This is a genomic window from Leifsonia sp. KNZ12-8B, from assembly GCF_056755495.1.
Genome location: NZ_JBPGXM010000049.1, coordinates 1 through 23,808, shown reverse-complemented (window position 1 = coordinate 23,808; position 23,808 = coordinate 1). Strand labels below are relative to the sequence as shown.

The following is a 23,808-nucleotide window of genomic DNA, read 5'->3' as shown; positions in this document are numbered from 1 at the left end:
GTATACGATCGCCGCCACGTCGAAGATCTCGATGCGCGTGCGCGCCGTCCGCAGGTCGACCACCTCGAAGCCGGCGCGGCGCGCCGCGCGCAGCTCCGCGCGGAGGCGGCGGATGGTCTCCTCGTCGGCGGTCCGCTCCAGCGCCTCCTGAATGTCCTCCATGGTCGTCTCCTCTCATCCGGCGCGGCACACCGAAACGTGCGACGCTGACCACCAGAGGTCGGCGCCGTCGCGGCCGTCTCGACATCCGGACCGCCGTCATGTCGAGATCCGTGCAGCGGCTCCGACCGTGGGGTGAGATCCGAGATCGGGAGGGGCGAGGCACATGACACCGGACGAGACGATCATCGACGCGAACGTCCGCGCCGTGATCCCGCTCGTCACCGCCGCGCTCGTCTCGCGGTACGGCGACTTCGCCGACTGCGAGGACGCGGTGCAGGAGGCGCTGCTCGAGGCGTCCGTCACCTGGTCCAGGGAGGGACGGCCGCGCGACGTGCGCGGCTGGCTCATGACGACCGCGCGCCGGCGCTACATCGACGCGGTCCGGTCCAACGTGGCACGCCGAGCGCGGGAGGAGCGCGAAGCAGCGCTCGACCTGCCCGGCACCGAGGTGCGCGACACGGACGACTCCCTCGCCCTCCTCGTGCTGTGCTGCCACCCGGCCCTGCAGCCTCCCGCCCAGGTCGCGCTGACGCTGCGCGCGGTCTGCGGGATCAGCACGGCCAGGATCGCCGCCGCCTTCTACGTGAGCGAGGCGACGATGGCCCAGCGCATCACCCGCGCGAAGCGCGCCATCGACGACGCCGGGCGGAGGTTCGGCCTCCCGGGCAGGAACGAGGTCGTCGAGCGGTCCGCGGCCGTCCGCACCGCGCTCTACCTGATGTTCAACGAGGGCTACGCACCCGGTGACGGCGGATCGGCCGTGCACGCCGACGTCGTGAGGGAGTCGATCCGGCTCACCCGGCTGCTGCACGCGGCCCTCCCTGCCGACACCGAGACGATGGCGCTGCTCGCGCTCATGCTGCTGACCGACGCCCGCACCGGCGCCCGCTCGGCCGCCGACGGGACGCTCATCCCGCTGCCCGATCAGGACAGGAGCCGGTGGGACGCGCGCGAGCTCGCCGAGGGCCGGCGGTTCGCCGCGACAGCGCTCGCCGCCGGACCGGCGACGCCGCTCGTGCTCCAGGCGGCGATCGCCGCCGTGCACGCCTCCGCTGCGGACGCCGAGACGACCGACTGGCGGCAGATCCTCGCGCTCTACGACGCCCTCGTCCGCATCGACCCCGGGCCGGGCCCGCGGCTCGGCCGGGTCGTCGCGGTCGGCATGGCGGACGGTCCGCTCGCGGGTCTCGCCGAGCTCGCCGACCTGGAGAGCGACGTCCGGCTGGCCGGAAGCCACCGCGTCCCCGCGGTCAAGGCGGCCCTGCTGGAACGAGTGGGCGCGCTCGACGCCGCCCGCGACGCGTACGCGGAGGCCCGCGACCGCGCCGGCAACGACGCGGAGCGCCGGTGGCTCGCCATCCAGGCCGAACGGCTCTCCCCCTCCGGCGGAGAAGCATCCCCCACAGAAGAACCAGAAGAAGGAGAACGGAAATGACGGACACGACCGGCAACCAGTACCTGCTGCTCTACATGACGGCGCCAGACGGCGAGCCGTGGAGCGAGGCGGACGACGACATCGCGGATTGGGTCGCCGCCGGCGAGTCGAGCGGCGCCCTCATCATCGGCGAGCGCCTCACGGAGGCGACCGACGCGCGGATGGTCGCGAAGCGCACCGGACAGGTGCACGTCACCGACGGCCCGTTCGCGGAGTTCAAGGAGTGGTTCGCGGGCTTCGACCTCATCAACGCCGACGACGTGGACGCCGCCGTGGAGATCGCCTCCCGGCACCCCTGCGCCCGGTACGGGAAGGTCCTCGTGCTGCCGCTCATGGACGCGGTCCGCTCGAACGAGCTGTTCGAAGCGACGATCCGCGCACGGAGTGCCACCGCCCAGCAGCGGTAGTCAGCCTGCTGACGATCGCGTAGGCTGGCGGCGGTGAAGGGAGTCCGGCTGGTGCTTCGCGTCGTCAGGAACGTGGTCATCGCGGCGGTCGTGGTCGTCGCGCTCATCGTCGTCGGGTTCCTCGCCTGGGCGTCGACGCCGATGATGGGCGACCGCGCCGCCGCGCTGCAGGCGTGGCGGAACCCCGCCGTCCAGATCCACGATGCCGGCGACGCCGTCGTCATGGAGCCGACCGAGGGCGCCTCGGGAACCGGACTGGTCTTCATCCCCGGCGCGCTCGTCGACCCGTACGCGTACCTGTACAAGCTCTCGGGCGCGGTGGAGGAGGCGGGTCTCACCGTCGTCGTCACCAAGCCGACGCTCAACCTCGCCTTCTTCGACCAGCGGCCGCTCAGCACCTTCACGGCCCACGCGCCGGAGGTGACGGACTGGTACGTCGGCGGCCATTCGCTCGGCGGCGTGCGCGCCTGCCAGCTCGCGGACGACCCCGAGGTGGATGGGCTCATCCTGTTCGGCTCCTACTGCGCGAACGACGTCAGCTCGACATCGCTGCGGGTGCTCTCGATCGGCGGGGAGCAGGACGGGCTCAGCACCCCGGAGAAGATCGCGGCCGCCCGCCACCTGCTGCCGGCCGACGCCCGACTGGTGGAGATCCCGGGGATGAACCACGCGCAGTTCGGCGACTACGGGCCGCAGTCCGGCGACGACCCCGCCACGATCGACGACGCGACGGCCCGCGCGGGGATCACGGACGCGCTGGTGGGGTTCCTCGGCTGAACGGGCGATTCGCGGCTCGTCGTTGACGTCTGCTGGTGAGTGAGTGTACAGTCACTCTCATGACATCACGCACCGGAATCCTCTCCACGGCCGAGGAGCGCCGCCCCATGGTCGCCGAGGCCGCGCTGCGAGAATTCGCACGGGGCGGCTACCACAGCACGACGGTCGCGAACGTGGCCGGGGAGGCACAGATCTCCCCCGCCTACGTGTTCAAGCTGTTCCCCTCCAAGGAGTCGCTGTTCGTCGTCGCCCTCGAGCTCTGCTACCAGCGGGTCCTCGAGGCGCTGCGTCAGGGCGCCGACGCCTCCGCCGACCAGAGCCCGGACGGCATCCTGGATGCGATGGGCGGGGCGTACGCGGACCTGATCCGCGACCGCACCCTCCTGATGCTCCAGGTCCACGCCCAGTCGATCGCCGACATCCCCGAGATCGGGGCCGCCCTGCGTGCAGGACTGGCGGAGGTCACCCGCTTCGCCGCCCAGCGGAGCGGTGCGTCCGACGAGAGCGTGCAGCGGTTCATGGCCTTCGGCCAGCTCTGCCATCTCATCGTGACCGCGCGCGTCGACGACGTCGACGCGGACTGGGCGCACCTGCTGTCGCACGGGATCCGCCACCCCGGATGATCGACACCGCTCCACGCCTCCGCACCGCTCGCTCCACCAGTGAGTGATTGAACACTCTCTCGAAAGGAAGAACACCGTGACCACCTCCACCCTCCAGAGCACCACCGGCTCCGCGGCAGCAGCCCCACGCAGCTCCCGCCGCTGGGTCGCGCTGAGCGTGCTCGCGCTCGCCCAGTTCCTCGTCGTCCTCGACGCCTCCATCGTCAACATCGCCCTGCCCGTCCTCGGCGAGCAGCTGCGGATGGACACCGCCGCGCTGGCCTGGGTGATCACCGCCTACGTGCTGGCGTTCGGCGGACTGCTGCTCCTCGGCGGCCGCCTCGCCGACCGCTACGGGCACCGCAGGGTGTTCCTCCTCGGTGTCGCAGGGTTCGTCGCCGCCTCCGCCCTCGCCGGCTTCTCCGCATCGAGCGGGATGCTGCTCACCGCCCGCGCCGTGCAGGGCGCCTCGGCCGCCCTCCTCGCTCCGGCCGCCCTCGCCCTCCTCACCCACCTCTTCCCCGACACGCGCGAGCGCACCAGGGCGCTCGGCGTCTGGGGCGGCGTCGCCGGCATCGGCTCGGCGGCGGGTGTCCTTCTCGGCGGCGTGCTCACGGCGGCGCTCGGCTGGCAGTCGGTCTTCTTCGTGAACGTCCCGGTCGGCGCGCTGGTGCTGATCGCCATCCCGCTGCTCGTCACCCGCGACCGCGCCGGTGCGCGGGGAAAGCTCGACCTGCCCGGCGCGGTCACCATCACCGCGGCACTGGTCGCGGCGGTCGGCGCACTCTCGGCGGTGGAGCAGCTCGGCTTCCTGAACCCGCTGACCATCGGGCTCGCCGCCGCCGCGCTCGTCCTGGGCGCCGTCTTCGTCGTCATCGAGCGCCGCACGGCCGAGCCGCTCGTGCCGCTCGCGGTGTTCCGCAACCGCAGCCTGACCGTCGGCAACGTCGTCATGCTGCTCGTCGGCGCGGCGATGGTGGCCCTCTTCTTCGCCCTGTCGGTCTACATGCAGTCCGTCCTCCACTACGACGCGCTCACCACCGGCCTCACGCAGCTGCCGCTCGCCGGGGCGCTGGTCGTGGTCGCGGGCGTCGCCCCCGCGATCATCGGAAGGATCGGCGCGAAGGCGACGCTGATCGGGTCCCTCGTCCTGCTCGCGGGCGGCCTGGTCTGGCTGGCGGCCGCGCCGGCGGACGCGCAGTTCGTGACCCAGCTGCTCGGCCCCAGCCTCCTGATCGGCATCGGCCTGGGCGGCGCGTTCGTCACCACCACCCAGCTCGCGGTCGACGGCGTCGACGGCGGGGAGGCCGGCCTCGCCGGCGGTCTGGTCAACACCAGCCAGCAGATCGGCGGCGCCCTCGGGCTGGCCGTCCTGGCGACCGTCGCGACGGTCCGCACCGACTCGCTGCTGTCGGCCGGCGTGCCGGCGCCGGAGGCGGTCACGGGCGGGTTCTCGTGGCTGTTCCTGGGCGGCGCGGCGATCGCGATCGTGGCCGCCGTCGTCACCGCGGCGCTCCCCTCGCGACGGTGACCTCCGCCCCTCGGCGGGCAGCGCCCGGACGGGAGACCGTCCGGGCGCTGTCGCGTCCCCCGGCCTCCGGCTCGCTACAGTGACGCTATGCCGAGCGCCAGCCTCGATCACCTGCGCACGTTCGTGACCGTCTTCCGGACCGGGTCGTTGACCCGCGCGGCCCAGCTGCTCGGGATGTCGCAGGCGACCGTCTCGGCGCACATCCAGGCGCTCGAGGCGCTGCTGGGGTTCCCGGTGTTCGAGCGCGGCCGGACGGGTGTCTCCCCGACGGCGAAGGGCGTCGAGCTGGCGCGGGAGGTCGCCGATCACGTCGATGCGCTGGAGGATGCCGCCGCGCTGGCCGGCCGGGCCTCGACCCAGCCGCGCCCCGTCCACATCGGCGGCGCGGCCGAGATCCTCTCGATCATGGTGGTCCCCCACCTCGCGCGGGTGATCGAGGCGGCGAACGCGCCGGTCCGGCTGGTCTTCGGGCTCGCGGACGACCTGCTGGAGGGCCTGACGGCGGGAGCGGTCGACGTCGTCGTCAGCGCGGTCCCTCCCCGCCGCCGCGGGATCTCGGCGACGCCCTTCTACGACGAGGAGTTCGCGCTGGTGGCCGCACCGCGCTGGCAGGGCGGCGACCTCGACGGCATCCCCCTCGTCGCGTACGCCGAGGAGCTGCCCATCATCCGCCGCTACTGGCGCAGCATCTTCGACCGGCCACCGACCGCGCTGCCGACGATCGCGGTCATCCCCGACCTGCGAGGCATCCGCGACGCCCTGCTGACCGGCATCGGGATGTCGGTCCTGCCGACCTATCTCGTGGCCGGCGACCTCGCGGACGGGACCCTCGTCAGGCTCGACGAGCCGGAGGTCCCTCCCCTCAACACGCTCTACCTGGCTACCCGTGGGCGGGAGGCGCAGAGCAACGCCGCGATCGGCGCCGTGGCCGACGAGCTGCGCCGGCTGATCCGCTGACCCGGCGGACCGCCGGGGACGCGGGCCCTCGATCCGCCGATGGCCGGCATCGGCGCCCCGATGAGCCCGCGCGGACCGATCGGAGAACGATGGTCGACGTCGAAAGGACTTCACCGATGTCGAACATCCTCATGGTCGTGACCGCGGCCGACTCCCTCACGCTCTCCGACGGCTCCGCCCACCCGACCGGGTTCTGGGCGGAGGAGCTCGTCGTCGCCCACCGCGACCTCACGGCCGCCGGGCACCGCATCACCATCGCGACGCCAGGCGGACGCGTCCCCACGGTCGACCCGGGCTCGTTGACCGTGGAGATCGTCGGCGACGCGGCGAAGGTCGACGACCTCCGCGGCTACCTGACCGCGATCGACGAGCAGCTGACGCATCCCGTCGCCCTGGACGCGGTGGACGTCGCCGCATACGACGCCGTCGTCCTGCCGGGCGGTCACGGGCCGATGGCCGACCTCGCGCACGACGCGGACCTCGGCGCGATCCTGACGGCGGCCGACGCGGCGGGCACCCTGATCGCGCCGTTCTGCCACGGCCCCGCCGGCCTGCTCAGCGCGGTCGACGCGGACGGCGGGTTCGCCTTCGCCGGTCGCCGGCTCACCGTGTTCAGCGACGAGGAGGAGCTAACCGGCGGCCTCGGCGAGAACACGCCGTGGCTCGTCGCGAGCACCCTGCGCGAGCGGGGCGCGGTGGTGGAGGACGGCGCACCCTGGACCTCGCACGTCGTGCGCGACGGCAACCTCATCACCGGTCAGAACCCGCAGTCCAGCGATGCGGTCGCGAAGGCGGTCATCGAGGCGCTGGGCGCCTGAGCCGGGCAGTCGCGTGAAGGGGCGGTGGCGTGAGAAGGCGACGGCTCACGCCTCCTCCGCCACCCCCACCTTCGGCTTCGCCCACGAACGGCCGCGGGTGTCCTTCAGGATCGTGTACTCGACGTCGACGTGCGGCTCGATCGCGCTGTACTTGTCGTTCGGGGCGCCGATGACCAGCTGGAAGCCGAGGCCCCGCCACGCGCCGATGGCCCGCTTGGTGAAGTGCGCGTCCGCCTTGATGAGCGCCTCGTCCATGAAGACCGGGGCGTAGCGGGGGCGCTCCGCGCCGGCGTCGCCGAGCTGATAGCGCAGGGCCGCGCCCACGATGAAGGCGATCAGCTCCTGGGACTCGCCCCCCGACTTCTCGCCGATGTGGTCGTAGAGCGCCACGTGCTGCTTGGTGGTCGCCTCCACCCGCTCCGCGCTGACCCGCACGTGGTTGCGCACGTCGACCAGCTCGGCGAAGTCGGGGGCGGAGCGGCGCAGGTGGCCGATCAGCCGGGACATCCGGCGGTAGGCCGTCTCGCGCTCCTCCTCGCTCGACGCCGCCTCGATGAGGGCGCGCACCTCGCGCAGCTCGCGGCGGAACCGCTTGCGCGCGTCCGACTGGTTCTCGCGCGTGGCGATCTGCAGCCGGTGGTCGTCGTCGTAGAACGGCAGATCCTGCATGATCCGGTTGATCGGCTCGATGCGCTCGCGGATCTCGCGCAGCGACCGCGACAGGGTCGAGTCGAGGTTGGTGAGGTCGTTGCCGGAGAGCTTCAGGAGGCTGCCCCGCCACTCCTCCTCCAGCTCGTGCAGGCCGCTGGTCTCGAGGGCGACGAGGATGCGCTCGAAGTCGTCCACGGAGGTGTCGGGGTCGGCCAGCAGGTTCGGGTTCTCCCAGCGGTCGAGGAAGGTGCGCATCACCCTGGCCATGCCGTCGCGGAGGTCCTCGTAGGCGTCGCGCGCCGACCGGCTGTCCTCGGCCAGGCGCTGCGCCGCCATCCCCAGCGCGGCGTCGAACCGGGTCAGGAGGCCGGACGCGCCGAGCGACTCCGGCGCGCCGTCGAGGGTGAAGCGCTCGTCGAGGTAGGCGGCCTGGCCGGCGGTCAGCGCGCGGTCCGCGTCGTCGGCCGCGTCGATGATCGACTGGGCCGCATCGACGTCGTCCGACACGGCGGCCCACTGCTGCTCCAGCCGGTCGCGCTCGCCCTGGTCGCGGCCGACCTGGTTCTGCAGCTCGGCGGCCTTCGCCCGCAGCTCGGCGATGCGCTCCTTCAGGCGCGCGATCTCGGGGTTGCTGCCGGTGACCTCCGCCTCCAGGGCCGCCCAGCGGTCGCGCTCGCGGGCGACCGCGTCGACGTCGACCTGCTCCCAGGTCAGCTCCGCGAGCCTGCCGTACACCGCGCGGCGGTCCTCGAAGGCGGCGTAGGCGGTGTCGGCGCCGGCCAGTGCGTCCTCCGCCGCCGCCAGCCTCGTGCGCGCGCGATCGAGCTGCTCGTCCAGCTCGCGCAGCCGGCGCCCGCTGGAGAATCCGAGCACGTTGAGCCGGCCGTGGCCGCCGTGCGCGCCACGGCTGCCCTGCGACACCTGCCCGCTGATCGTCACCGCCATGCGGTGGAGGGAGAGGTCGGCGGCGTCATCGACGCAGACGAAGCCGAACCGCTCCTCCAGCCGCTGCCGCAGCCAGCCGGTGAACGGCGACTCCCGGTAGTCCAGGCGGCCGGGCAGGGTCACCGGGTCGCTCGCGCCTCCGGCCTCGAGACCGGCGTGGACGCCTTCGTACCGCAGCCGCTCCGGGGTGTGCACCGTGTCGATGGCGGCACGGAAGCGGCCGAGGTGGGCCGCGTCGATCAGCAGCGTCGTCGCGAAGCCGCCGAGCGCGAGGTTGAACGCCTCGCGCCACGGCTCGAACTCGGTCCGCACCTCCACCAGCTCGCCGACGAACGGCAGCTCGTCCGGCGAGAGACCGGCCGCCTCGGCCAGCAGCAGCCGCGACTCGTGCAGCCGGCGGGGGATGCTGCCGGTGTGCAGCTCGGCGCTGCGGCGGTCGTCCTCGAGCTCCTTCACCTCGGCCTCGGCGGCGCGCTGGGCGGCCACCGCCTCGGTGTACGCGGCGAGCACCGAGCGGCGCGCGTCGGCGTCAGCACGGCCGGCCGTCGCCGAGGCGACGAGCCGGTCGAAGTCGGCGCGGGTGGCGACGTCGGCGCCGAGCACGCGGAGGTCGTCGTCGAGCCGTTCACGGTTCTGCCGCACGGCGGCCAGGCGGGCCTCGGCGGCGCGCAGATCGCGCTGGGCGGTCTCCAGCCGGTCGCCGCCGGAGGCCCGCAGCACGTCGGCGAGCCCCTCCCGCTCGGCGTCGGCCGCCTCCGCCAGCGCGGTCTTCTCGCGCAGGGCGTGGTCGAGGGCGCGCGTGCGGTCTTTGACCTCGGTCTCGACGGCCCGCAGCAGCTCCAGCCGGCGTCGCGCACGCCAGAGCGACACCAGCGACGCCGGGTCGGCGAGCACGCCGAGCTCGTCGATCAGCCGCATGCGCTCGGCCGCCGCCGCCATCCGCTCCCGCAGCCCGCGGATCGGTTCCAGCGCCGCGACCTGCTGCTTGGCCTCCAGCATGCGCAGCCGGGTGCCCTCCAGCTCGTCGAAGTGGGCGACCACGGCGTCGGCGGTCGCCATCGTCTCCGGCTCCTCCAGCACCAGCCGCTTGTAGAGGTCGTCCACCGTGGTGATCTGCTGCCCGGCCTGGATGCGCGCGAGCAGGCTCATGGCCTTCGCCCCCGCACCGGCGGCGCCGATCCCGAGCACCGCGTGCAGCCGGGCCGAGAACTCGCGGTCGGTTCCGACCGGGTCGAGCCCGAGCGAGCGCAGCGACGCGTCCGTGAAGCGCTGCGCCGCCGCCTCCTGCAGCGAGCCGAGGTCGAGCGGTCCGTCGACGGTCGCCCGCACCCGGACCGTGTCCTCGAGGATCCGCGCGCCCGCCGGGATGTACCACCCCCGGACCGCGGTGAACCGCGAGCCGTCGTGGTCGAGCCAGGTCATCGCCACGGCGGTCCAGGTGTCCTCGCCGTCGCCGCGCAGCACCCGCACCTTCGTGCCCTCCTCGGTGCGGGTCTCGTCGAGCTTGCCGCGGCCGTAGGAGAGGATGTTGCGCTGCTCCTCCCCGCGCGGGCGCCCGGTCACGCCGCCGTTGGAGGCGCCGTTGAACGGCGTGGTGTGCGGCATCATGAGCGCGATGTACGCGTCCATCAGGGTGGACTTGCCGGAGCCGGAGCCGCCGCAGAGCAGCGTGGCGCCGGGCGAGAAGCGCACGCGGTGGGCGCCGTCGTAGCCTCCCCAGTTCACCAGCTGCAGGTCCTCGGCGAGCCACTGCTGGCCCCGGGAGGCGGCGGGGATAAGCCCGAAGAGCGTGTCGAGCATCGTCACAGTGCGGCGTCCTCCTCGATGGCGGCGGTGTCGTCGTCGGTGTCGTCGGCGTCGGTGTCGGTGTCGTCGGTGTCGGCGTCGTCGGCGTCGTCGGTGTCGGCGGCCTCCTCGCCGTCCCCGTCGTCGACGGCCTGCGCGCGCAGCCACTCGCGCAGCTCCAGCAGCCGCTCGGCGCTCAGCACGACCTCCACCAGCGGGCTGATGCGGTAGCGGCCGACCGACTCCTCGGTGATGATGCCGTCGCGGGCGAGACGCTCGACGGCCTTGCGGACGGCCTTCTGCCGGCGGGAGGTGCCGCCGTCACCGTCGGCGAAGTAGCTGAGCACGGTCTGCTCGATGTCCTCGACGTCGACGCGCACCGACGGCTCGCCGGCCGCCGACTCCCGCTGGTACACGGTGCGGAGGTGGACGAGCACAAGCGTCTCGGACCGCGTGTACGGCACGTCGCGCAGCAGGATCGGCACCTCGACCTCGTCGGAGCGCACCTGCTGCTTGTAGGCCAGCCCGCGGCCGTGGTCGATGACCAGCCGCACGTAGAGGTCGTTCAGCCGCGACTCGATCACCTGCTGGTGGTCGAGCAGCACGGTCCACTCCTGCCGGTTGCGCTCGGCGGTGAGGAACCGGCGCTGCAGCAGGTGCACCAGCACGCGCCGGACCTCCGGGTCGAGCACGCCCCGGTCGCCGGGGAAGAGCTCGTCGGGGTCGTCCTCCATCGCGACGGGCTCGATGAAGGGCGCGTCCTCACGCAGGCCCGCGTCCTCGCCGTCGCGCAGTTCCTCGCCCTCGCGCAGTTCCTCGCCGTCGCGCAGCGTCGCGGTGTCAGTCATGGTCGTGCTCCCTTGCCGTGCGCGCGGTCACCGCGCCGAACGCGAATCGTCTGGTCGTGCCGTCGGGCCGCAGGGCCTCGACGACAGACACCCGGTCGCTCTCGCTCATCCCGTTGCGGTGGGCGATCTCGAGCAGCCCGAGCAGGTCGACCGGGCGGCGGGTCTCGTCCGCGGCGCCCTCGAACGCGTCACCGAGGTCGAACTCGTCGCCGAGCCCCGCCACGTACGCCTCCAGCTCGGCGTAGCGCGGACCGCCCCACGCGCGGGTGTCGGCGTCGACGAACTCCACATCCGTCTGGTCGGCGGCGAGCGGAGCGGGACGGCCGGGCGAGCGCAGGTCGCTGACCGACTGCCGCAGGTGGCGGATCCCGGCGTTCGGGAGGCTGCGCACCGGCGGCACCGGCGCCTCCGGAGACGACGCGCTGGTCCAGGCCTGCAGCCCCGAGATGACGTCGCGCAGCAGCTCGTCGACCTGCCGGTCGCGCACGGGGTCGTGCGTCTTCACCTGCCCGGTGATGACGTGGGAGGCGCGGCGCTGCGCGGTCAGCACCTCCTGCACGCCGAGCTCGATCCGCCGCGCGACCGCCTGCAGCTCGTCGCGCTGCGCGGCGTCCATGAGGCGCGAGAAGGGCAGCGCGAGCAGGTCGTGCAGCTGCTCGGTGAGGGCGTCGATGCGTTCGGGGTCGCCGATCAGGCGCAGCGCGCCGGCGAAGGCGCGGCCCTCCGGCGTCGCCTGCATGACGTGCTGCCCGCGCTCCAGGTACTCGCGCAGCACCTCGCCGGTCGGGCGGACGTCGCGGCGCAGGTCGGCGACCACGTCGCGCTGCATCGCCTTGATCGACTCGGCCACCCGGGTGAAGTCGGCCGGCAGCTCCCTGGCGAGGTGGAGGATGTTCTCGGCCTCCTCGAGCAGCTCCTCGTCGTCGGCCGGCTCGGCGTGCCCCTCCTCGAGCCGCGCGATCTCGGCGTCGAGGGCGTCGCGCTCCAGCCGCAACCGGGCGAGCCGCCGCGCGGGGTCGACCTCGGCGTCGCCCGCGAGCCGCTCCACGGCCTCCAGCAGGGTGCGGACGCGCGAGTTGGAGACGCGGGCACGGCCACCGCCGGTGCGCCCGGTGATCTCGAGCGCGCCCACCGCGTGCGCCGACAGCCGGTAGACCTCGGTGTCGCCCTCGATCTGCGGCAGCAGCCAGCCCGCCCGCACCCACTCGCGGCAGATGTCGCGCGCGGAGCCGGAGGGCAGCCTCCGCTCGTCCTCGTCGTAGCCCGCCGCCCGCAGCTCGTCGAGCACCTCGCCCAGCTCGGCGTGCGCGTCGGCGACGGCGACCGCCGGCCGGTCGGCGGTGAACAGCAGGGACAGCACGGCCACCACGAACGGCGCCGAGCGCCGGTGGAGCAGATGCAGGGTGGGGGTCTTGAACGCGTTCACGGAGCGCACGTACGCCGCCTCCGCGCGCGTATTCGTCATGAGTTCACGATAACCGCTCGCCCCTTCTCCTCCCGCCGCCGTGGTCGTAGCATCGAGGCGTCACCCCGGACCCCGGTGACGGCGATCGCGATCGGCCGACCGGAGGGTGATCACATGCAGTACAGCCTGGCGTGGGCAGCGACGCGGGCGGACGAGGCCGTGGAGGCGCTGGCGCCCGCGTTCTCCAACGTCGAGATCGGCACGGACGACACCCAGCGCTTCCGGGCCGCGGCGGTCGAGACAGGCGACGCGACCGTGGTGCTGGCGTCGACGGAGTGGACGGGGAACGGACGCGGCCGCTCGGACGCCAACACCTTCTACCTGGTGGGCGACGTGTACGCCGGGTCGGTCCGCATCGCCTCCGACGGCGAACCGCTCGACGCGGACCGGGTCGTCCTCGTCCCGCCGCACCCGCTGGAGGCGACCTGGACGGACTCGCACCGCGCCCACACCGTCCGCATCGACCGGTCGGCGGTCGACCGGTACGTGCGCGACGCGCTCGACCCGACGGCGCCTCCCGTCGCCTTCACCGGCGCGAACCCGCTCACCTCCGCCCACGAGACGCTGTGGCGGTCGGTGGAGCGCACCGCCCGCGAAGTCGTCGCCGCGCATCCCGAACTGCTGCACAACGACCTGGTCTGGGACGCGACCGCACGCCAGCTGATCGCGACCATGCTGGCGGTCTTCCCGAACTCGTCCCTGGCGCTGGAGCCGGCAGCGGCGGGCAGGACCCCGCTGCCGGCCTCGGTGCGGCGGGCCATCGCCTTCATGGAGGAGCACGTGACGGACCGCGTCACCGTGGGCGACGTCGCCGCAGCGGCCCGGCTCTCGCCCCGCGGACTGCAGGACTCCTTCCGCCGGCTGCTGGGCCACAGCCCCCTGCACCACCTCCGCCTGCTGCGCCTGGAGGCCGCCCGGAACGCACTCCTCGCCGCCGACCCCACGACCGGTGCGACCGTCACGGCGATCGCAGCACAGTGCGGCTTCGTCCACGCGCCGCGGTTCGCGCAGTCGTACAGGGAGCAGTTCGGGGAGAACCCGCGGGAGACGTTGCATCGGTAGGCGGATGCGTATCGACCCGCCGCACCGTAGAACGCGCGTCCACCTGCGTGCAGGCGGGTCCGGGCGTCATGCCCGGCGGGGTCAGGACTCCGCGCTGAGGGCGATCGTCCCGACGCCGAGCGCGGTGAGGACGCCCGCCGAGATGCGCTCCAGCCAGGTCGTGACCGCGGGACGCTTCAGCCACGCGACCGCGCGACCGGCGAGCAGCGCGACGCCCACGAGATACGCCGATCCGACCACCGCTACGATCACGCCGAGCAGCAGCGTGCTCGGGATGGTGGAGCCGTCGTGCGGCACGAACTGCGGCGCCACGGCCAGGAAGAACAGGCCGACCTTCGGGTTCGTCATGGTCGACAGCATCCCCGCGAGGAAGCCGGAGCGCAGGGAGGTGCGGCGCACCTCCACCTCGAGCCCGGCGGCCGCCCGGCGTCTGCGGCTCGCGACGAAGGCCGCGACGCCGAGGTAGACGAGGTACAGCCCGCCGACGATCTTGAGGACGCGGTACACCTCCGCCGACTGCTCCAGCAGTGCGGCCAGGCCGAACGCCACCGCGACGGACCAGACGATCGAGCCCAGGGCCGTCCCCGCCGCCGCCGAGAGCCCGGCGCCCTGCCGCGACAGGCTGAAGCGCAGCACCAGGAACGTGTCGGGGCCCGGGGTGAGCGCGAGCACGAGGCAGAGGCCGGCGAAGGCGAGGAGGCTGGCGACGGTCATGCGGACAAGTATGCCGCGACCGGCACCGCCCCTTCGGCCTTCAGCCGCTTCATGACGAGCGTGGACGTGAGCCGCTGGACCCCGGGGAGGCGGCCGAGGGTGTGGTCGTAGAGGCGCTGATAGGCGGCCAGGTCGGTCGTCAGCACCCGCAGCATGTAGTCCGGGTCGCCGAAGAGCCGCTCGGCGGCCACGATCTCGGGGATGGCGACCACGGCCTCCTCGAACGCCTCGATCGTCTCGAGGTCGGTGCGGCCGATCGTCGCGAAGACGACGGCCTCGAAGCCCAGCCCGACCGCCTCGGGCGAGAGCACCGCGCGGTAGCCGACGATGGCGCCGTCGCGCTCGAGCTCGCGCACCCGGCGGTGGCAGGCGGAGAGGCTGAGGCCGATGCGAGCGGCGAGGTCGGTGACCGTCAGACGGCCATCGGACTGGAGCTGCGCAAGGATCTCCCGGTCGAGTGCATCCATGCAGGCGATTCTTCCATCGAATCGGCGGTTCGCGGTGAATATCGGGAGCACATTCAGCCGGCTTTCGCGTAGCTTCTTGCGCGAAAGGAGGCCGTGCCGTGGATCTCGCCCTCGTCGCCCAGTTCTGGACCATCGCCCTGCTGCTGGCACTCACCCCAGGCGCCGACTGGGCCTACGCCATCGCGGCCGGCATCCAGACCAGGAACGTGGCCCCCTCCATCCTCGGGATGCTCGCCGGCTACGCCCTCGTCGTCTCGGCGGTGGCGCTGGGTGTCGGCACGCTCGTGACGAAGGTGCCGGGGGCGCTCGCCGCGCTGACGGTCATCGGCGGCGCCTACCTGATCTGGCTCGGCATCCGCACGCTGGCCAGCCGCGCCGGGCCCATCACCGCGGGCGACGCCACCATCGACGGCGTGCCGCTGCGGCGATTCCTGCGCGGCGCCGGCGTGAGCGGGATCAACCCGAAGGGCCTCCTGCTGCTGCTCGCGCTCCTCCCCCAGTTCACCACCCCGCACGCCCTGCCGCCGACGCTGCAGATGTTCGGGCTGGGCGCCATCCACTTGATCAACTGCGCGGTCGTGTATTCGATCGTGGCGCTGCTCGCCAAGCGCATCCTCCGCTCCCGGCCGCGCGCGGCGGTCCTCGTGACGAAGGCGGCGGGCATCGCAATGCTCGGGATCGGGCTCGCGCTGCTCGCGGAGCGGGTGGCGGAAGTCATCGGCCCGCCCGCGGCCGGAGCACTCTCCATCATCTGAGGCAGGAGACGTCCCCGACGCTGGGAGACGCGCCGACTACGGAACCCGCAGCTCAGCCGCGGGATCCCTGTTTGCCGCAATGAGCGACGGGGGAACACTCGCTACGACAGCTGCCGCTATGAGGAGTACGCAGACGGCGATCGAGAAGTACACCGGCGGTGCAGGCGATCGCATGAGTTGCAACACGGCCGTTGAGGCGACCATGCCGAGGACGGCACCTAAGAGCGAGGTGAGACAGCTTTGCAAGGCGATGAGCAGCACGATGAACTTTCGACGAGCACCGAGAGCTCTTCTCCGCCCGAAATCTCGACGTCGCACCATTCTTGCGTGTGGTCACAGTTCCCCCTGTGATTAGTCGAGTTCGTCTTCCGGTGATGAGACATCCGTCAGCGGTTCCCCGGGAATGACGAACCAAAGAACGAAGTAGATGAGGATCGGCAGTCCGACGAGAACGAAAAGCGCGACCAGGAAGAGGAAGCGCACGACGCCGACGTCCCAGCCGATCCATTTGGCCAGCCCAACACACACGCCGAAGATGTATCGACCTCGCTGAGGGCGTTGCAGTCTGGAACTCACGATGATGTGTCCGCTGAATCGCTAGGGATCAGATGCAGACGTTGCTGCCGGACGTGACGCCGCTGGATCCCTTCGCCCTGCCACCGCTGTCGTTCTTGAAGAAGAGCCAATGGTGGACGTCCCAGGAGCTGTACGTCGACGAGTATCCAGGGCTGATGCTGCTGGTTACCGGCCACGATGCACCGAACTGCCACCCGCCGTACAGGGTATGAACGCTTTCAACAAAAGCTCATTCTTCACTCAAATTTCCTTTGTTTCCTCATATATATGAGATTTATCCACCCTAGCCAGTCCAGTCCACCCGCGATGCCCCCTCTTTGCGGGACCCGTCAACCGCCGGCAAGAAGGCCGGTCTAGACCGCAGGATCTCGGCCGGAGCGGCGCCAACCGCCATACTGGGCGGTATGACGGGGACTGAGACGGGAACGGGCGAGAACGGGTTCGTGCGCTTCCTCAAGCGCAAGTGGCTCGCGATCGTGCTGGTGCTGCTCCTGGTGGTCGTGGCGATCCAGAACCTGGTCGGCGGTGACCGGGCGACGGTGTTCGTCCTCTGGGGTCAGGTCGCGATGCCGACGTGGGCGCTCGTGGTCGTGGTGTTCCTGATCGGCGCCGTCGTCGGCTGGATGCTGGCCCGCAACCGCGCGGCCCGGCGCGAGCGCGCTCGGCGCTGACAGGTTGACGGGAGCGGCCCGGCGGAGTTCGTTGGAACCATGATTGCTCTCATCGTGATCCTGCTCGTCATCTGGGCCATCCTCGCGATCCTCGGATTCGCCATCAAAGGCCTGCTGTGGCTCGCCATCCTCGGCATCGTGTTCTTCGTCATCACGCTGATCGTCGGCTGGCTGCGACGGGGGGCCAGCCGGAGCTAGCCTCCGCCCCCGCTCCGCGGGGCTCGCGACGAAGCGGGCGCCTCCGGCTCCGGCCGGGGCGCCCCCGTCGCGTGTGCGTGCGGTATCGCGCTCAGGGCTGCTCGCGATCGAGCGGGCCGCCGCCCGGCTCCTGGCCGGCCGCGGTGTCCTCGTGCTCGACCGGGGTGTCGGAGGGCGCGGGCGCGCCCCACGGCTCCACGCCGCTCGGCGGCTGGGTGGCGTCCGGCTCGTCGGGGAGCGACCCGTCGGGGACGGGGTCGCCGGTCGGCGTGTCGCCGGGGCGCTGGAGATCGTCGCGCTCGTCGTCGCTGCGCTCGTCGTCGCTGGGAGTGAGTTCGTCTGTCATGTCGCCATTCGACGCCGTCGCGACGTCACCCGCTAGGGGTTGACGCCCGATGTGCTGCGCCACGGGCGATCCATTGGACATCCCGGGCGCGGGGCGGTACCTCTGGAGACATGGCCTCCTACGTTCCCGACCCCTCCCGCTACGACGACATGCAGTACCGGCGCACCGGCCGCAGCGGTCTCGACCTCCCGGCGCTGTCGCTCGGGCTCTGGCACAACTTCGGCGACGACCGTCCGTTCGAGACGCAGCGCGCGATCGTGCGCCGCGCCTTCGACCTCGGCATCACGCACTTCGACCTCGCCAACAACTACGGCCCGCCCTACGGCTCGGCCGAGATCAACTTCGGCCGCATCCTCGCGGAGGACCTCGCGCCGTACCGCGACGAGATCGTCGTCTCGTCCAAGGCCGGCTGGGACATGTGGCCCGGCCCGTACGGCCAGGGCGGCGGCAGCCGCAAGTACATGCTCGCGTCGCTCGACCAGTCGCTGCAGCGGCTCGGGCTCGACTACGTCGACATCTTCTACTCGCACCGGCCCGACCCCTCCACCCCGCTGGAGGAGACGATGCAGGCGCTCGACACGGCGGTCCGCAGCGGCAAGGCGCTGTACGTCGGCATCTCGTCGTACGGGCCGGAGGAGACCCGTCGCGCCGCCGAGATCCTGCGCGACCTCGGCACGCCCCTGCTCATCCACCAGCCGTCGTACTCGATGCTCAACCGCTGGATCGAGACGGAGGGGCTGCTCGACACCGTCGACGAGCTCGGCGTCGGGGTCATCGCCTTCACCGCCCTGGCCCAGGGGATGCTCACGGACAAGTACCTGAACGGCATCCCCGAGGGGTCGCGCGCGTCGAAGGGCACCTCGCTCGACAGCGACTGGCTGACGGACGAGGCGGTCGGCCACCTGCGGGCGCTCAACGACATCGCCGCCGCGCGCGGCCAGTCGCTCGCACAGCTCGCGCTGGCGTGGGCGCTGCGCGACCGCCGCGTGACCTCGCTGGTGATCGGCGCGAGCCGCGTCGAGCAGCTGGAGCAGAACGTCGCCGCGCTGGGCAACCTCGACTTCAGCGACGAGGAGCTGGCGGCGATCGACGAGCACGCGGTCGACGCGGGCGTCGACCTGTGGGCGGGTGCCCGCCGCGGCGAGGTCTGAGCCTCCCTCCCGCCTCCCCTGCTTCCCTGCCCCTGCCGAGTCGTGAGTCGTTGCGGGTTCACGCGGCGAGAAGTGACCAGATGTCACGACTCGGCGGGGCGGGCGGAAGCGTGGGTGCGGGCTAGCGGGCGAGCTCGATGAGCACGGTGCGGTGGGTGGAGACGCGGACCCCCGTCGGCTGGAAGCCCAGGTCCTCGAGGTCGTCCAGCCCGTAGGTGTGCTGCTCGCCGTCGATGACGAGCTCGAGCAGCCACACCCGGCGCACCCCGTCGAAGCGCCCGTGCGCGGCCGCGGCCGGCACCGAGTACGCCCGGTCGGCCCAGCCGGTGTTGCGGTCGTACGGGACCCGGAGGGTCACGTCGCGCACCTCCGCGAACCCGCTCGGGTACGTGCGCATCGCGAGCCGCGGACGCTGCGACGGGCGTGCCCGCTCGTCGAAGACGACGGCGTCGCCGGGCTGGGCGTGCGCGGCGACGGCGGCGCTCACCTCCGCCCAATCGCTGTCGTTCTTGGCGTACGGACCGCGCTGCAGGACGTAGACCGGCGCGCAGGCCGCGACCACGACGACGGTGATCGCCGCCGTGGCGACGAGTGCCCGCCGGGGGGAGGCGCGGCCGAGCCTCCGCGCGACGACCAGCACGCCCTTCGCCATCGCGAGCGCGGCGAACGGCGCGGCGAACGTGGAGTACCGGGCCGCGTACAACGGGAACACGAGGTCGGCGAGCACCAGGCCGCCCGTCGGCAGCAGCAGCACGCACAGGGCGACGGTGGTCGCGGACACCGGCGCGACCACGCCCTCCCGCCGCCGGATCCGCCACGCCCGCCACACGGCGAGCGCGGCCGCCAGGATGAGCGCCCAGGCGAGCACGGCGAACCACGGCGTCCAGAACCAGGGCGCCCACAGCAGAGTCGAGTAGTCGAGCGACTGCTGGCCGAGGTAGCGGATCTGCCGGCGTTCCAGGAAGGCCAGCACGATCAGCGGGCTCACCGCGAGCAGGGCCGCCGCGGTGGACACCGCCCACGCCCGCAGCGCCGGCCGGGAGGCGCGCGCGAGCAGCACGATCGCGGCGTGGGCGAGCACGATCGACGCGAAGTACAGGAACACGTACGACCCCGCCGCGAGCCCGGCCCCGTAGAGCACCCAGGCCAGGCGACGTCGCCGCGGCGAGGCGCGGCGACCGCCGCCATCGAGCAGCCACAGCAGGAGGAGGGTCAGCCAGGCGGCGGCCGCGGCCGAGAAGGCGTAGGAGCGCGCCTCCTCCCCCGCATAGGTCAGCCGCGGGAGCACGGTCGCGACGACGCCCGCCACGATCGCGGCGCTCGGCCCGCCGCGCCGGCCCGCGAGCAGCGTCACGGCCGCGACGGCGGCGCCGACCGCGACCGCGCTGGGGAGCCGCAGCGCGAACGGGCTCTCACCGGCGACGCGGATCCAACCGTGCATGCCGAGGTAGTAGACGCCGTGCACCGCATCGACGTGGGCGAGCATGCGGGCGAGGCTGGCCAGCGGGCGCTTCGCCGAGAGAAGGGTGGCGGCCTCGTCGCCCCAGAGCGACGGGATCCAGCTGCCGGCCGCGCACACCACCGCCGCGACGAGCCCGAATGCGACCGCGATGGTCCACGGGCGGACCGCCGCCAGCGGCTCGGCGCGGGTGCGCCGGGCCTGTCCGGTCAGAACGGTCATGGTCACAGCCTCGGACTCGTCGGTGAACGGAAGGGAACGCTCAGCAGCCAACCAGGCGAAGCCGGGCGGCCGCTGGACGGCCGGTATACGTCCTCAGAGGCGGCGCAGGGAAGCGCCGTCTGAGGGGCACGGTACGCCGCGGGCCGGTGCGGTGGCACCGGGCAGGATGGGCGGCGAGGGCCGGGCGCCCGCCGGGCGCGCCTCAACCGGGTCCCCGGGGGGGGGGGGGGGGGGGCCGGGGGCCCCCCCCCCCCCCCCCCGCCGGGGGGGCCCCCGCGCGGGGGGCCCCCCCCGCCCCCCCGCGCGGGGAAGAATCCTGCGCGGTCCTAGGCGTCCTGCGCCTTGACGATGAACTCGACGGCGTCGCCGACGGTCTTGAGGTTCTTGACCTCCTCGTCGGGGATCTTGACGTCGAACTTGTCCTCGGCGTTGACCACGATGGTCATCATCGAGATGGAGTCGATGTCGAGGTCGTCGGTGAACGACTTGTCCAGCTCGACCGTGTCGGTCGCGATGCCGGTCTCGTCGTTGATGAGCTCGGCCAGGCCGGCGAGGACTTCTTCGGTGGACAATGCCATGGTGATATCTCCTTGAGGGGTGTCGTTGTGACCGCTGATCAGTCTAGGGCAGGCCCTAGGGGAGGACGACGACCTGGGCGCCGAAGACGAGCCCGGCGCCGAAGCCGATCTGGAGCGCCAGACCGCCCGAGAGCTCCGGGTTCTCCTGGAGCAGGCGGTGGGTCGCCAGGGGGATGGAGGCGGCGGAGGTGTTGCCCGTCGTCTCGATGTCGCGGGCGATCGCGACGGTCTCCGGCAGCTTGAGCTGCTTGGCGAACTCGTCCACGATCCGCATGTTGGCCTGGTGGGGGATGAAGGCCGCGAGCTGCTCCGGGGCGACGCCGGCGGCGTCCAGCGCCTGCTTGGCGACCTTCGCCATCTCCCACACGGCCCAGCGGAAGACCGTCTGGCCCTCCTGCCGGAGCGTCGGCCACGGCTTCTCGCCGTCGCGGAACTCGGTGAGGGTCCCGTCCATCCCGACCGCGTCGGCCTTGGAGCCGTCGGAGCCCCAGATGGTCTTGGCGATGCCGGGGTACTCGCTCGGGCCGATGACGACCGCGCCGGCGCCGTCGCCCAGCAGGAACGAGATGGTGCGGTCGGTGGGGTCGACGACGTCGGAGAGCTTCTCGGCGCCGACGACGAGCGCGTAGTGCGCGACGCCGGTGCGGATGAGCGCATCCGCCTGGGCCACCGCGTAGGTGTACCCGGCGCAGGCCGCGTTCATGTCGTAGGCCGCGGCCGGGTTCGCGCCGACGCGGTCGGCGAGGACGGCGGCCAGCGACGGCGTCTGCCGCGCGTTCGAGATCGTCGCGACGATGACCGCGTCGATGAGCGCGGGGTCGACGCCCGACTTCTCGATCGCCTCGCGCGATGCCTCGGTCGCGAGGTCGACGGCGAGCAGGTCGTGGCTGGCGCGGGTGCGGGTCACGATGCCGGTGCGCTGACGGATCCACTCGTCGGAGGAGTTGATCGGCCCGACGAGGTCGTCGTTCGGCACGACCAGGTCGCCGCGGGCGGCGCCGATCGAGAGGATGCGGGTGTACTGCGGCCCGTGGGACTGCTGGAGGGTGGGGTGGCTCATGCGGTGGATCTCCTAGGCGGCCTGGTCGATGAGGTCGAAGGCGGCGGGCAGGTCGTCCGGCGTCTTGATGGCGACGCTCGGCACGCCCTTCAGGCCGCGCTTGGCGAGGCCGACCAGCGCACCGGCGGGCGCGACCTCGATGATCCCGGTGACCCCGGCCTCCTGGAACGACTGCATCGTCAGATCCCAGCGGACGGGCGACGACACCTGGCCGACGAGGAGGCGGAGGAACTCCGCCCCGTCGCTCACCAGCGAGCCGTCCTTGTTGGTCCAGAGCGGAAGGGTCGGGTCCTGCGTGCTCAGGGTGGAGGCGAAGCCCTCCAGCACCGGGACCGCCGACGCCATGTAGCGGGTGTGGAACGCGCCGGCGACCTGCAGCGGGATCACCCGCGCGCGGGCCGGCGGGTTGTCTGCCAGCTGGGCCAGCGCGTCGAGCGCGCCGGCGACCACGATCTGCCCGCCACCGTTGTAGTTGGCGGGGGAGAGGCCCAGCTCGTCGAGGCGGGCGAGCAGCTCCGCCTCGTCGGCGCCGATGACGGCGCTCATGCCGGTCGGCGTCTCGGCCGCGGCCCGCGCCATGGCGGCGCCGCGCTCGCGCACGAAGGCGACGGCGTCGGTCTCGGAGAGCACGCCGGCGCCCGCGGCCGCGGTCAGCTCGCCCACCGAGTGCCCGGCGATGCCGCCGACGCGGTCGCGGCGGCCGTCGGCGAACAGCGCCGACAGCGTGAGGAGGCCCGCCGAGACGATGAGCGGCTGGGCCACCGCGGTGTCGCGGATGGTGTCGGCGTCGCTGACCGTGCCGTGCGCGACGAGGTCGATGCCGACCGCATCAGAGATGCCGGTGAGCTGATCGCGGAACGTCGACTCGGTGAGCCAGGGGTCGAGGAAGCCGGGGGTCTGGGAGCCCTGCCCCGGGCATACGATGACGATCACGGGTTCCAGTCTGCCAATCTTCCGCCGCGCGGAGGTGTCGATGTCATACGAAGTTGTGTCGGGAATGACTGTGGAGGTCTACAAGCGGGTCAGCTTCGCCGCTGCGGCTCCGGCTCGCTGATCGAGCCCACGATGAGCGCCGCCTGGAGGATGAGGGCCTCGCGTGCGCCGGTCGCGTCCCAGCCGATCACCTCGGAGACGCGCTTGAGCCGGTAGCGCACCGTGTTGGGGTGCACGAACAGCTCTCGGGCCGTGGCCTCCAGCGACCGGCCGTTGTCGAGGTAGCACCAGAGCGTGGTCAGCAGCTCGGTCGAGTACGCCTGCAGCGGCCGGTAGATGCGGCTGATCAGCGTCGCTCTGGCCAGGCCGTCGCCCGCGAGCGCCCGCTCGGGGAGCAGGTCGTCGGCGTGCACCGGGCGCGGGCAGTTGCGCCACGCCTTCGCCACCGCGAAGCCGGCGAGGGCCGCCTTCGCGCTTTTGGAGGCGTCGACCAGGCTGGGCACCTCGTGGCCGAGCACCAGGTGACCGGAGCCGAAGCCCGGCTCCAGCTGCTGCGCGATCTCCATGAAGCCGACCACCGGGGCCGCGCCGATCGCCTCCTCCGGTGCGTCGGCGCTCGGGAAGGCGCGCCCGATGACGAGCACGAGCCGGCTGCCCTGCACGCCGATGAGCACGTCCGCCGACATGTGCCTGGCCGTGCGGCGCAGCTGGTCGACGTCGAGGAGCTTGGGCGCGGTGCCGACGAGGACGCTCACCTCGCCGTGCCCGTGCCAGCCGAGCGCGGCGATCCGGCTCGGCAGCTCGTCGTCGTACTCGCCGGTCAGGATGCTGTCGACGACCAGCGCCTCCAGGCGGGCGTCCCACAGGCCCCTGGCCTCGGCGGCGCGCGCGTACACGTCGGCCGCGGCGAACGCGATCTCGCGCGAGTACAGGAGGATGGCCTCCCGCAGCTGCTCGCCGCCGCCGTTCTTGACGCGCTCCTCGACCACCTCCACGGTGATCTTGATCAGCTGGAGGGTCTGCTGCAGGCTGACGCTGCGCAGCAGCTCACGGGGAGCCGCGCCGAAGACGTCGGCCGCGATCCAGGGCGTCGAGCGCGGGTCGTCGAACCACGAGATGAACGACGAGATGCCGGCCTGCGCGACCAGCCCGACCGCACTGCGGCGGCCGGGCGGCATGTCGCGGTACCAGGGGAGCGTGTCCTCGAGCTTCTTGAGCGTGGTCGTGGGGGGG

At 72.5% G+C, this 23,808-nt stretch carries 26 protein-coding genes; 13 read left to right on the top strand and 13 right to left on the bottom strand.

Annotated features, from left to right (window positions below; all coding sequences use genetic code 11):
• Nucleotides 1–325: 325 nt before the first annotated feature.
• The 7 genes from ACR9ZG_RS09400 (at nucleotide 326) to ACR9ZG_RS09370 (ending at nucleotide 6,689) form a co-directional block, all read left to right on the top strand.
• On the top strand, nucleotides 326–1,597 hold the full coding sequence (locus tag ACR9ZG_RS09400) for an RNA polymerase sigma factor (protein WP_481284562.1): 1,272 nt from the start codon (nucleotides 326–328) through the stop codon (nucleotides 1,595–1,597).
• Nucleotides 1,594–2,004, top strand: coding sequence for a YciI family protein (locus ACR9ZG_RS09395; protein WP_481284561.1), 411 nt, complete (start codon nucleotides 1,594–1,596; stop codon nucleotides 2,002–2,004). The genes ACR9ZG_RS09400 and ACR9ZG_RS09395 overlap by 4 nt, the downstream gene beginning before the upstream one ends.
• A gap of 141 nt (nucleotides 2,005–2,145) precedes the next feature.
• Nucleotides 2,146–2,781, top strand: a complete 636-nt coding sequence (locus tag ACR9ZG_RS09390) for an alpha/beta hydrolase (protein ID WP_481284563.1) — start codon at nucleotides 2,146–2,148, stop codon at nucleotides 2,779–2,781.
• A 59-nt stretch (nucleotides 2,782–2,840) separates the two neighbouring features.
• Nucleotides 2,841–3,404, top strand: a complete 564-nt coding sequence (locus ACR9ZG_RS09385; RefSeq protein WP_481284560.1) for a TetR/AcrR family transcriptional regulator — start codon at nucleotides 2,841–2,843, stop codon at nucleotides 3,402–3,404.
• A gap of 76 nt (nucleotides 3,405–3,480) precedes the next feature.
• A complete protein-coding gene (locus tag ACR9ZG_RS09380) occupies nucleotides 3,481–4,914 on the top strand; it encodes an MFS transporter (RefSeq protein WP_481284559.1) in 1,434 nt (477 codons plus the stop codon).
• 87 nt (nucleotides 4,915–5,001) lie between these two features.
• Nucleotides 5,002–5,871 (top strand): LysR family transcriptional regulator, encoded by an 870-nt coding sequence (locus ACR9ZG_RS09375; protein ID WP_481284558.1) that lies wholly within the window; start codon nucleotides 5,002–5,004, stop codon nucleotides 5,869–5,871.
• Nucleotides 5,872–5,987: 116 nt separating this feature from the next.
• Nucleotides 5,988–6,689, top strand: coding sequence for a type 1 glutamine amidotransferase domain-containing protein (locus ACR9ZG_RS09370; RefSeq protein WP_481284557.1), 702 nt, complete (start codon nucleotides 5,988–5,990; stop codon nucleotides 6,687–6,689).
• A gap of 45 nt (nucleotides 6,690–6,734) precedes the next feature.
• Here ACR9ZG_RS09370 and ACR9ZG_RS09365 read toward each other — a convergent pair whose 3' ends face one another.
• Genes ACR9ZG_RS09365 through ACR9ZG_RS09355 form a run of 3 tightly spaced genes read right to left on the bottom strand, consistent with a single transcriptional unit; the run spans nucleotide 6,735 to nucleotide 12,383 of the window.
• Complete coding sequence (locus ACR9ZG_RS09365) at nucleotides 6,735–10,091, bottom strand: ATP-binding protein (protein WP_481284556.1); 3,357 nt, start codon at nucleotides 10,089–10,091, stop codon at nucleotides 6,735–6,737.
• On the bottom strand, nucleotides 10,088–10,918 hold the full coding sequence (locus ACR9ZG_RS09360; protein WP_481284555.1) for a DUF4194 domain-containing protein: 831 nt from the start codon (nucleotides 10,916–10,918) through the stop codon (nucleotides 10,088–10,090). The genes ACR9ZG_RS09365 and ACR9ZG_RS09360 overlap by 4 nt, the downstream gene beginning before the upstream one ends.
• Nucleotides 10,911–12,383 carry a DUF3375 domain-containing protein gene (locus ACR9ZG_RS09355; RefSeq protein ID WP_481284554.1) on the bottom strand — a complete coding sequence of 491 codons (1,473 nt, stop codon included), beginning with the start codon at nucleotides 12,381–12,383 and terminating at the stop codon, nucleotides 10,911–10,913. The genes ACR9ZG_RS09360 and ACR9ZG_RS09355 overlap by 8 nt, the downstream gene beginning before the upstream one ends.
• 114 nt (nucleotides 12,384–12,497) lie before the next feature.
• Between ACR9ZG_RS09355 and ACR9ZG_RS09350 the strand changes: the two genes are divergently transcribed.
• Entirely contained in the window at nucleotides 12,498–13,445 is a 948-nt protein-coding gene (locus tag ACR9ZG_RS09350) for a helix-turn-helix domain-containing protein (RefSeq protein WP_481284553.1), read from the top strand.
• A gap of 81 nt (nucleotides 13,446–13,526) precedes the next feature.
• Here the strand turns inward: ACR9ZG_RS09350 and ACR9ZG_RS09345 are convergent, their stop codons facing one another.
• A complete protein-coding gene (locus ACR9ZG_RS09345; RefSeq protein WP_481284552.1) occupies nucleotides 13,527–14,159 on the bottom strand; it encodes a LysE family translocator in 633 nt (210 codons plus the stop codon).
• The gene (locus ACR9ZG_RS09340; protein WP_481284551.1) at nucleotides 14,156–14,626 is read right to left on the bottom strand and encodes an Lrp/AsnC family transcriptional regulator; all 471 of its coding nucleotides are present in this window, start codon (nucleotides 14,624–14,626) and stop codon (nucleotides 14,156–14,158) included. The genes ACR9ZG_RS09345 and ACR9ZG_RS09340 overlap by 4 nt, the downstream gene beginning before the upstream one ends.
• 98 nt (nucleotides 14,627–14,724) lie before the next feature.
• On the opposite strand from ACR9ZG_RS09340, the gene ACR9ZG_RS09335 reads away from it, so the two are divergent.
• The gene (locus ACR9ZG_RS09335) at nucleotides 14,725–15,381 is read left to right on the top strand and encodes a LysE family translocator (RefSeq protein ID WP_481284550.1); all 657 of its coding nucleotides are present in this window, start codon (nucleotides 14,725–14,727) and stop codon (nucleotides 15,379–15,381) included.
• 36 nt (nucleotides 15,382–15,417) lie between these two features.
• Here the strand turns inward: ACR9ZG_RS09335 and ACR9ZG_RS09330 are convergent, their stop codons facing one another.
• On the bottom strand, nucleotides 15,418–15,702 hold the full coding sequence (locus tag ACR9ZG_RS09330) for an FtsX-like permease family protein (protein ID WP_481284549.1): 285 nt from the start codon (nucleotides 15,700–15,702) through the stop codon (nucleotides 15,418–15,420).
• Nucleotides 15,703–15,732: 30 nt separating this feature from the next.
• The gene (locus ACR9ZG_RS09325; RefSeq protein WP_481284548.1) at nucleotides 15,733–15,957 is read right to left on the bottom strand and encodes a PspC domain-containing protein; all 225 of its coding nucleotides are present in this window, start codon (nucleotides 15,955–15,957) and stop codon (nucleotides 15,733–15,735) included.
• A 32-nt stretch (nucleotides 15,958–15,989) separates the two neighbouring features.
• Here ACR9ZG_RS09325 and ACR9ZG_RS09320 point away from each other — a divergent pair, with 32 nt between their 5' ends.
• From ACR9ZG_RS09320 to ACR9ZG_RS09310, 3 genes are all read left to right on the top strand, one after another.
• Nucleotides 15,990–16,169, top strand: coding sequence for a hypothetical protein (locus ACR9ZG_RS09320; RefSeq protein WP_481284547.1), 180 nt, complete (start codon nucleotides 15,990–15,992; stop codon nucleotides 16,167–16,169).
• A gap of 192 nt (nucleotides 16,170–16,361) precedes the next feature.
• On the top strand, nucleotides 16,362–16,628 hold the full coding sequence (locus tag ACR9ZG_RS09315) for a DUF1049 domain-containing protein (RefSeq protein ID WP_481284546.1): 267 nt from the start codon (nucleotides 16,362–16,364) through the stop codon (nucleotides 16,626–16,628).
• A 39-nt stretch (nucleotides 16,629–16,667) separates the two neighbouring features.
• Nucleotides 16,668–16,826 (top strand): hypothetical protein, encoded by a 159-nt coding sequence (locus ACR9ZG_RS09310; RefSeq protein ID WP_301209692.1) that lies wholly within the window; start codon nucleotides 16,668–16,670, stop codon nucleotides 16,824–16,826.
• Between the two features lie 91 nt (nucleotides 16,827–16,917).
• Here the strand turns inward: ACR9ZG_RS09310 and ACR9ZG_RS09305 are convergent, their stop codons facing one another.
• Entirely contained in the window at nucleotides 16,918–17,172 is a 255-nt protein-coding gene (locus ACR9ZG_RS09305; protein WP_481284545.1) for a hypothetical protein, read from the bottom strand.
• Nucleotides 17,173–17,282: 110 nt separating this feature from the next.
• Here ACR9ZG_RS09305 and mgrA point away from each other — a divergent pair, with 110 nt between their 5' ends.
• On the top strand, nucleotides 17,283–18,323 hold the full coding sequence (gene mgrA, locus ACR9ZG_RS09300) for an L-glyceraldehyde 3-phosphate reductase (RefSeq protein ID WP_481284544.1): 1,041 nt from the start codon (nucleotides 17,283–17,285) through the stop codon (nucleotides 18,321–18,323).
• Nucleotides 18,324–18,444: 121 nt separating this feature from the next.
• On the opposite strand, the gene ACR9ZG_RS09295 is transcribed toward mgrA, so the two are convergent.
• From ACR9ZG_RS09295 to ACR9ZG_RS09275, 5 genes are all read right to left on the bottom strand, one after another.
• A complete protein-coding gene (locus ACR9ZG_RS09295; RefSeq protein ID WP_481284543.1) occupies nucleotides 18,445–20,004 on the bottom strand; it encodes a hypothetical protein in 1,560 nt (519 codons plus the stop codon).
• A 326-nt stretch (nucleotides 20,005–20,330) separates the two neighbouring features.
• Nucleotides 20,331–20,582 (bottom strand): acyl carrier protein, encoded by a 252-nt coding sequence (locus ACR9ZG_RS09290; protein WP_021765217.1) that lies wholly within the window; start codon nucleotides 20,580–20,582, stop codon nucleotides 20,331–20,333.
• 55 nt (nucleotides 20,583–20,637) lie between these two features.
• Nucleotides 20,638–21,642: a beta-ketoacyl-ACP synthase III gene (locus tag ACR9ZG_RS09285; protein ID WP_481284542.1), complete on the bottom strand. Its 1,005-nt coding sequence runs from the start codon at nucleotides 21,640–21,642 to the stop codon at nucleotides 20,638–20,640.
• A 12-nt stretch (nucleotides 21,643–21,654) separates the two neighbouring features.
• A complete protein-coding gene (locus tag ACR9ZG_RS09280) occupies nucleotides 21,655–22,575 on the bottom strand; it encodes an ACP S-malonyltransferase (RefSeq protein WP_481284541.1) in 921 nt (306 codons plus the stop codon).
• A gap of 89 nt (nucleotides 22,576–22,664) precedes the next feature.
• On the bottom strand, nucleotides 22,665–23,808 hold a 1,144-nt coding region (locus ACR9ZG_RS09275), incomplete at its 5' end, for a PucR family transcriptional regulator (protein WP_481284540.1).

Coding starts and splice junctions, on each gene's coding strand:
- ACR9ZG_RS09400 (WP_481284562.1), top strand. CDS start 326: ATGACACCGGACGAGACGATCATCGACGCGAACGTCCGCGCCGTGATC.
- ACR9ZG_RS09395 (WP_481284561.1), top strand. CDS start 1,594: ATGACGGACACGACCGGCAACCAGTACCTGCTGCTCTACATGACGGCG.
- ACR9ZG_RS09390 (WP_481284563.1), top strand. CDS start 2,146: ATGATGGGCGACCGCGCCGCCGCGCTGCAGGCGTGGCGGAACCCCGCC.
- ACR9ZG_RS09385 (WP_481284560.1), top strand. CDS start 2,841: ATGACATCACGCACCGGAATCCTCTCCACGGCCGAGGAGCGCCGCCCC.
- ACR9ZG_RS09375 (WP_481284558.1), top strand. CDS start 5,002: ATGCCGAGCGCCAGCCTCGATCACCTGCGCACGTTCGTGACCGTCTTC.
- ACR9ZG_RS09370 (WP_481284557.1), top strand. CDS start 5,988: ATGTCGAACATCCTCATGGTCGTGACCGCGGCCGACTCCCTCACGCTC.
- ACR9ZG_RS09360 (WP_481284555.1), bottom strand. CDS start 10,918: ATGACTGACACCGCGACGCTGCGCGACGGCGAGGAACTGCGCGAGGGC.
- ACR9ZG_RS09355 (WP_481284554.1), bottom strand. CDS start 12,383: ATGACGAATACGCGCGCGGAGGCGGCGTACGTGCGCTCCGTGAACGCG.
- ACR9ZG_RS09350 (WP_481284553.1), top strand. CDS start 12,498: ATGCAGTACAGCCTGGCGTGGGCAGCGACGCGGGCGGACGAGGCCGTG.
- ACR9ZG_RS09345 (WP_481284552.1), bottom strand. CDS start 14,159: ATGACCGTCGCCAGCCTCCTCGCCTTCGCCGGCCTCTGCCTCGTGCTC.
- ACR9ZG_RS09340 (WP_481284551.1), bottom strand. CDS start 14,626: ATGGATGCACTCGACCGGGAGATCCTTGCGCAGCTCCAGTCCGATGGC.
- ACR9ZG_RS09330 (WP_481284549.1), bottom strand. CDS start 15,702: ATGGTGCGACGTCGAGATTTCGGGCGGAGAAGAGCTCTCGGTGCTCGT.
- ACR9ZG_RS09320 (WP_481284547.1), top strand. CDS start 15,990: ATGCAGACGTTGCTGCCGGACGTGACGCCGCTGGATCCCTTCGCCCTG.
- ACR9ZG_RS09315 (WP_481284546.1), top strand. CDS start 16,362: ATGACGGGGACTGAGACGGGAACGGGCGAGAACGGGTTCGTGCGCTTC.
- ACR9ZG_RS09310 (WP_301209692.1), top strand. CDS start 16,668: ATGATTGCTCTCATCGTGATCCTGCTCGTCATCTGGGCCATCCTCGCG.
- ACR9ZG_RS09305 (WP_481284545.1), bottom strand. CDS start 17,172: ATGACAGACGAACTCACTCCCAGCGACGACGAGCGCAGCGACGACGAG.
- mgrA (WP_481284544.1), top strand. CDS start 17,283: ATGGCCTCCTACGTTCCCGACCCCTCCCGCTACGACGACATGCAGTAC.
- ACR9ZG_RS09295 (WP_481284543.1), bottom strand. CDS start 20,004: ATGACCGTTCTGACCGGACAGGCCCGGCGCACCCGCGCCGAGCCGCTG.
- ACR9ZG_RS09290 (WP_021765217.1), bottom strand. CDS start 20,582: ATGGCATTGTCCACCGAAGAAGTCCTCGCCGGCCTGGCCGAGCTCATC.
- ACR9ZG_RS09285 (WP_481284542.1), bottom strand. CDS start 21,642: ATGAGCCACCCCACCCTCCAGCAGTCCCACGGGCCGCAGTACACCCGC.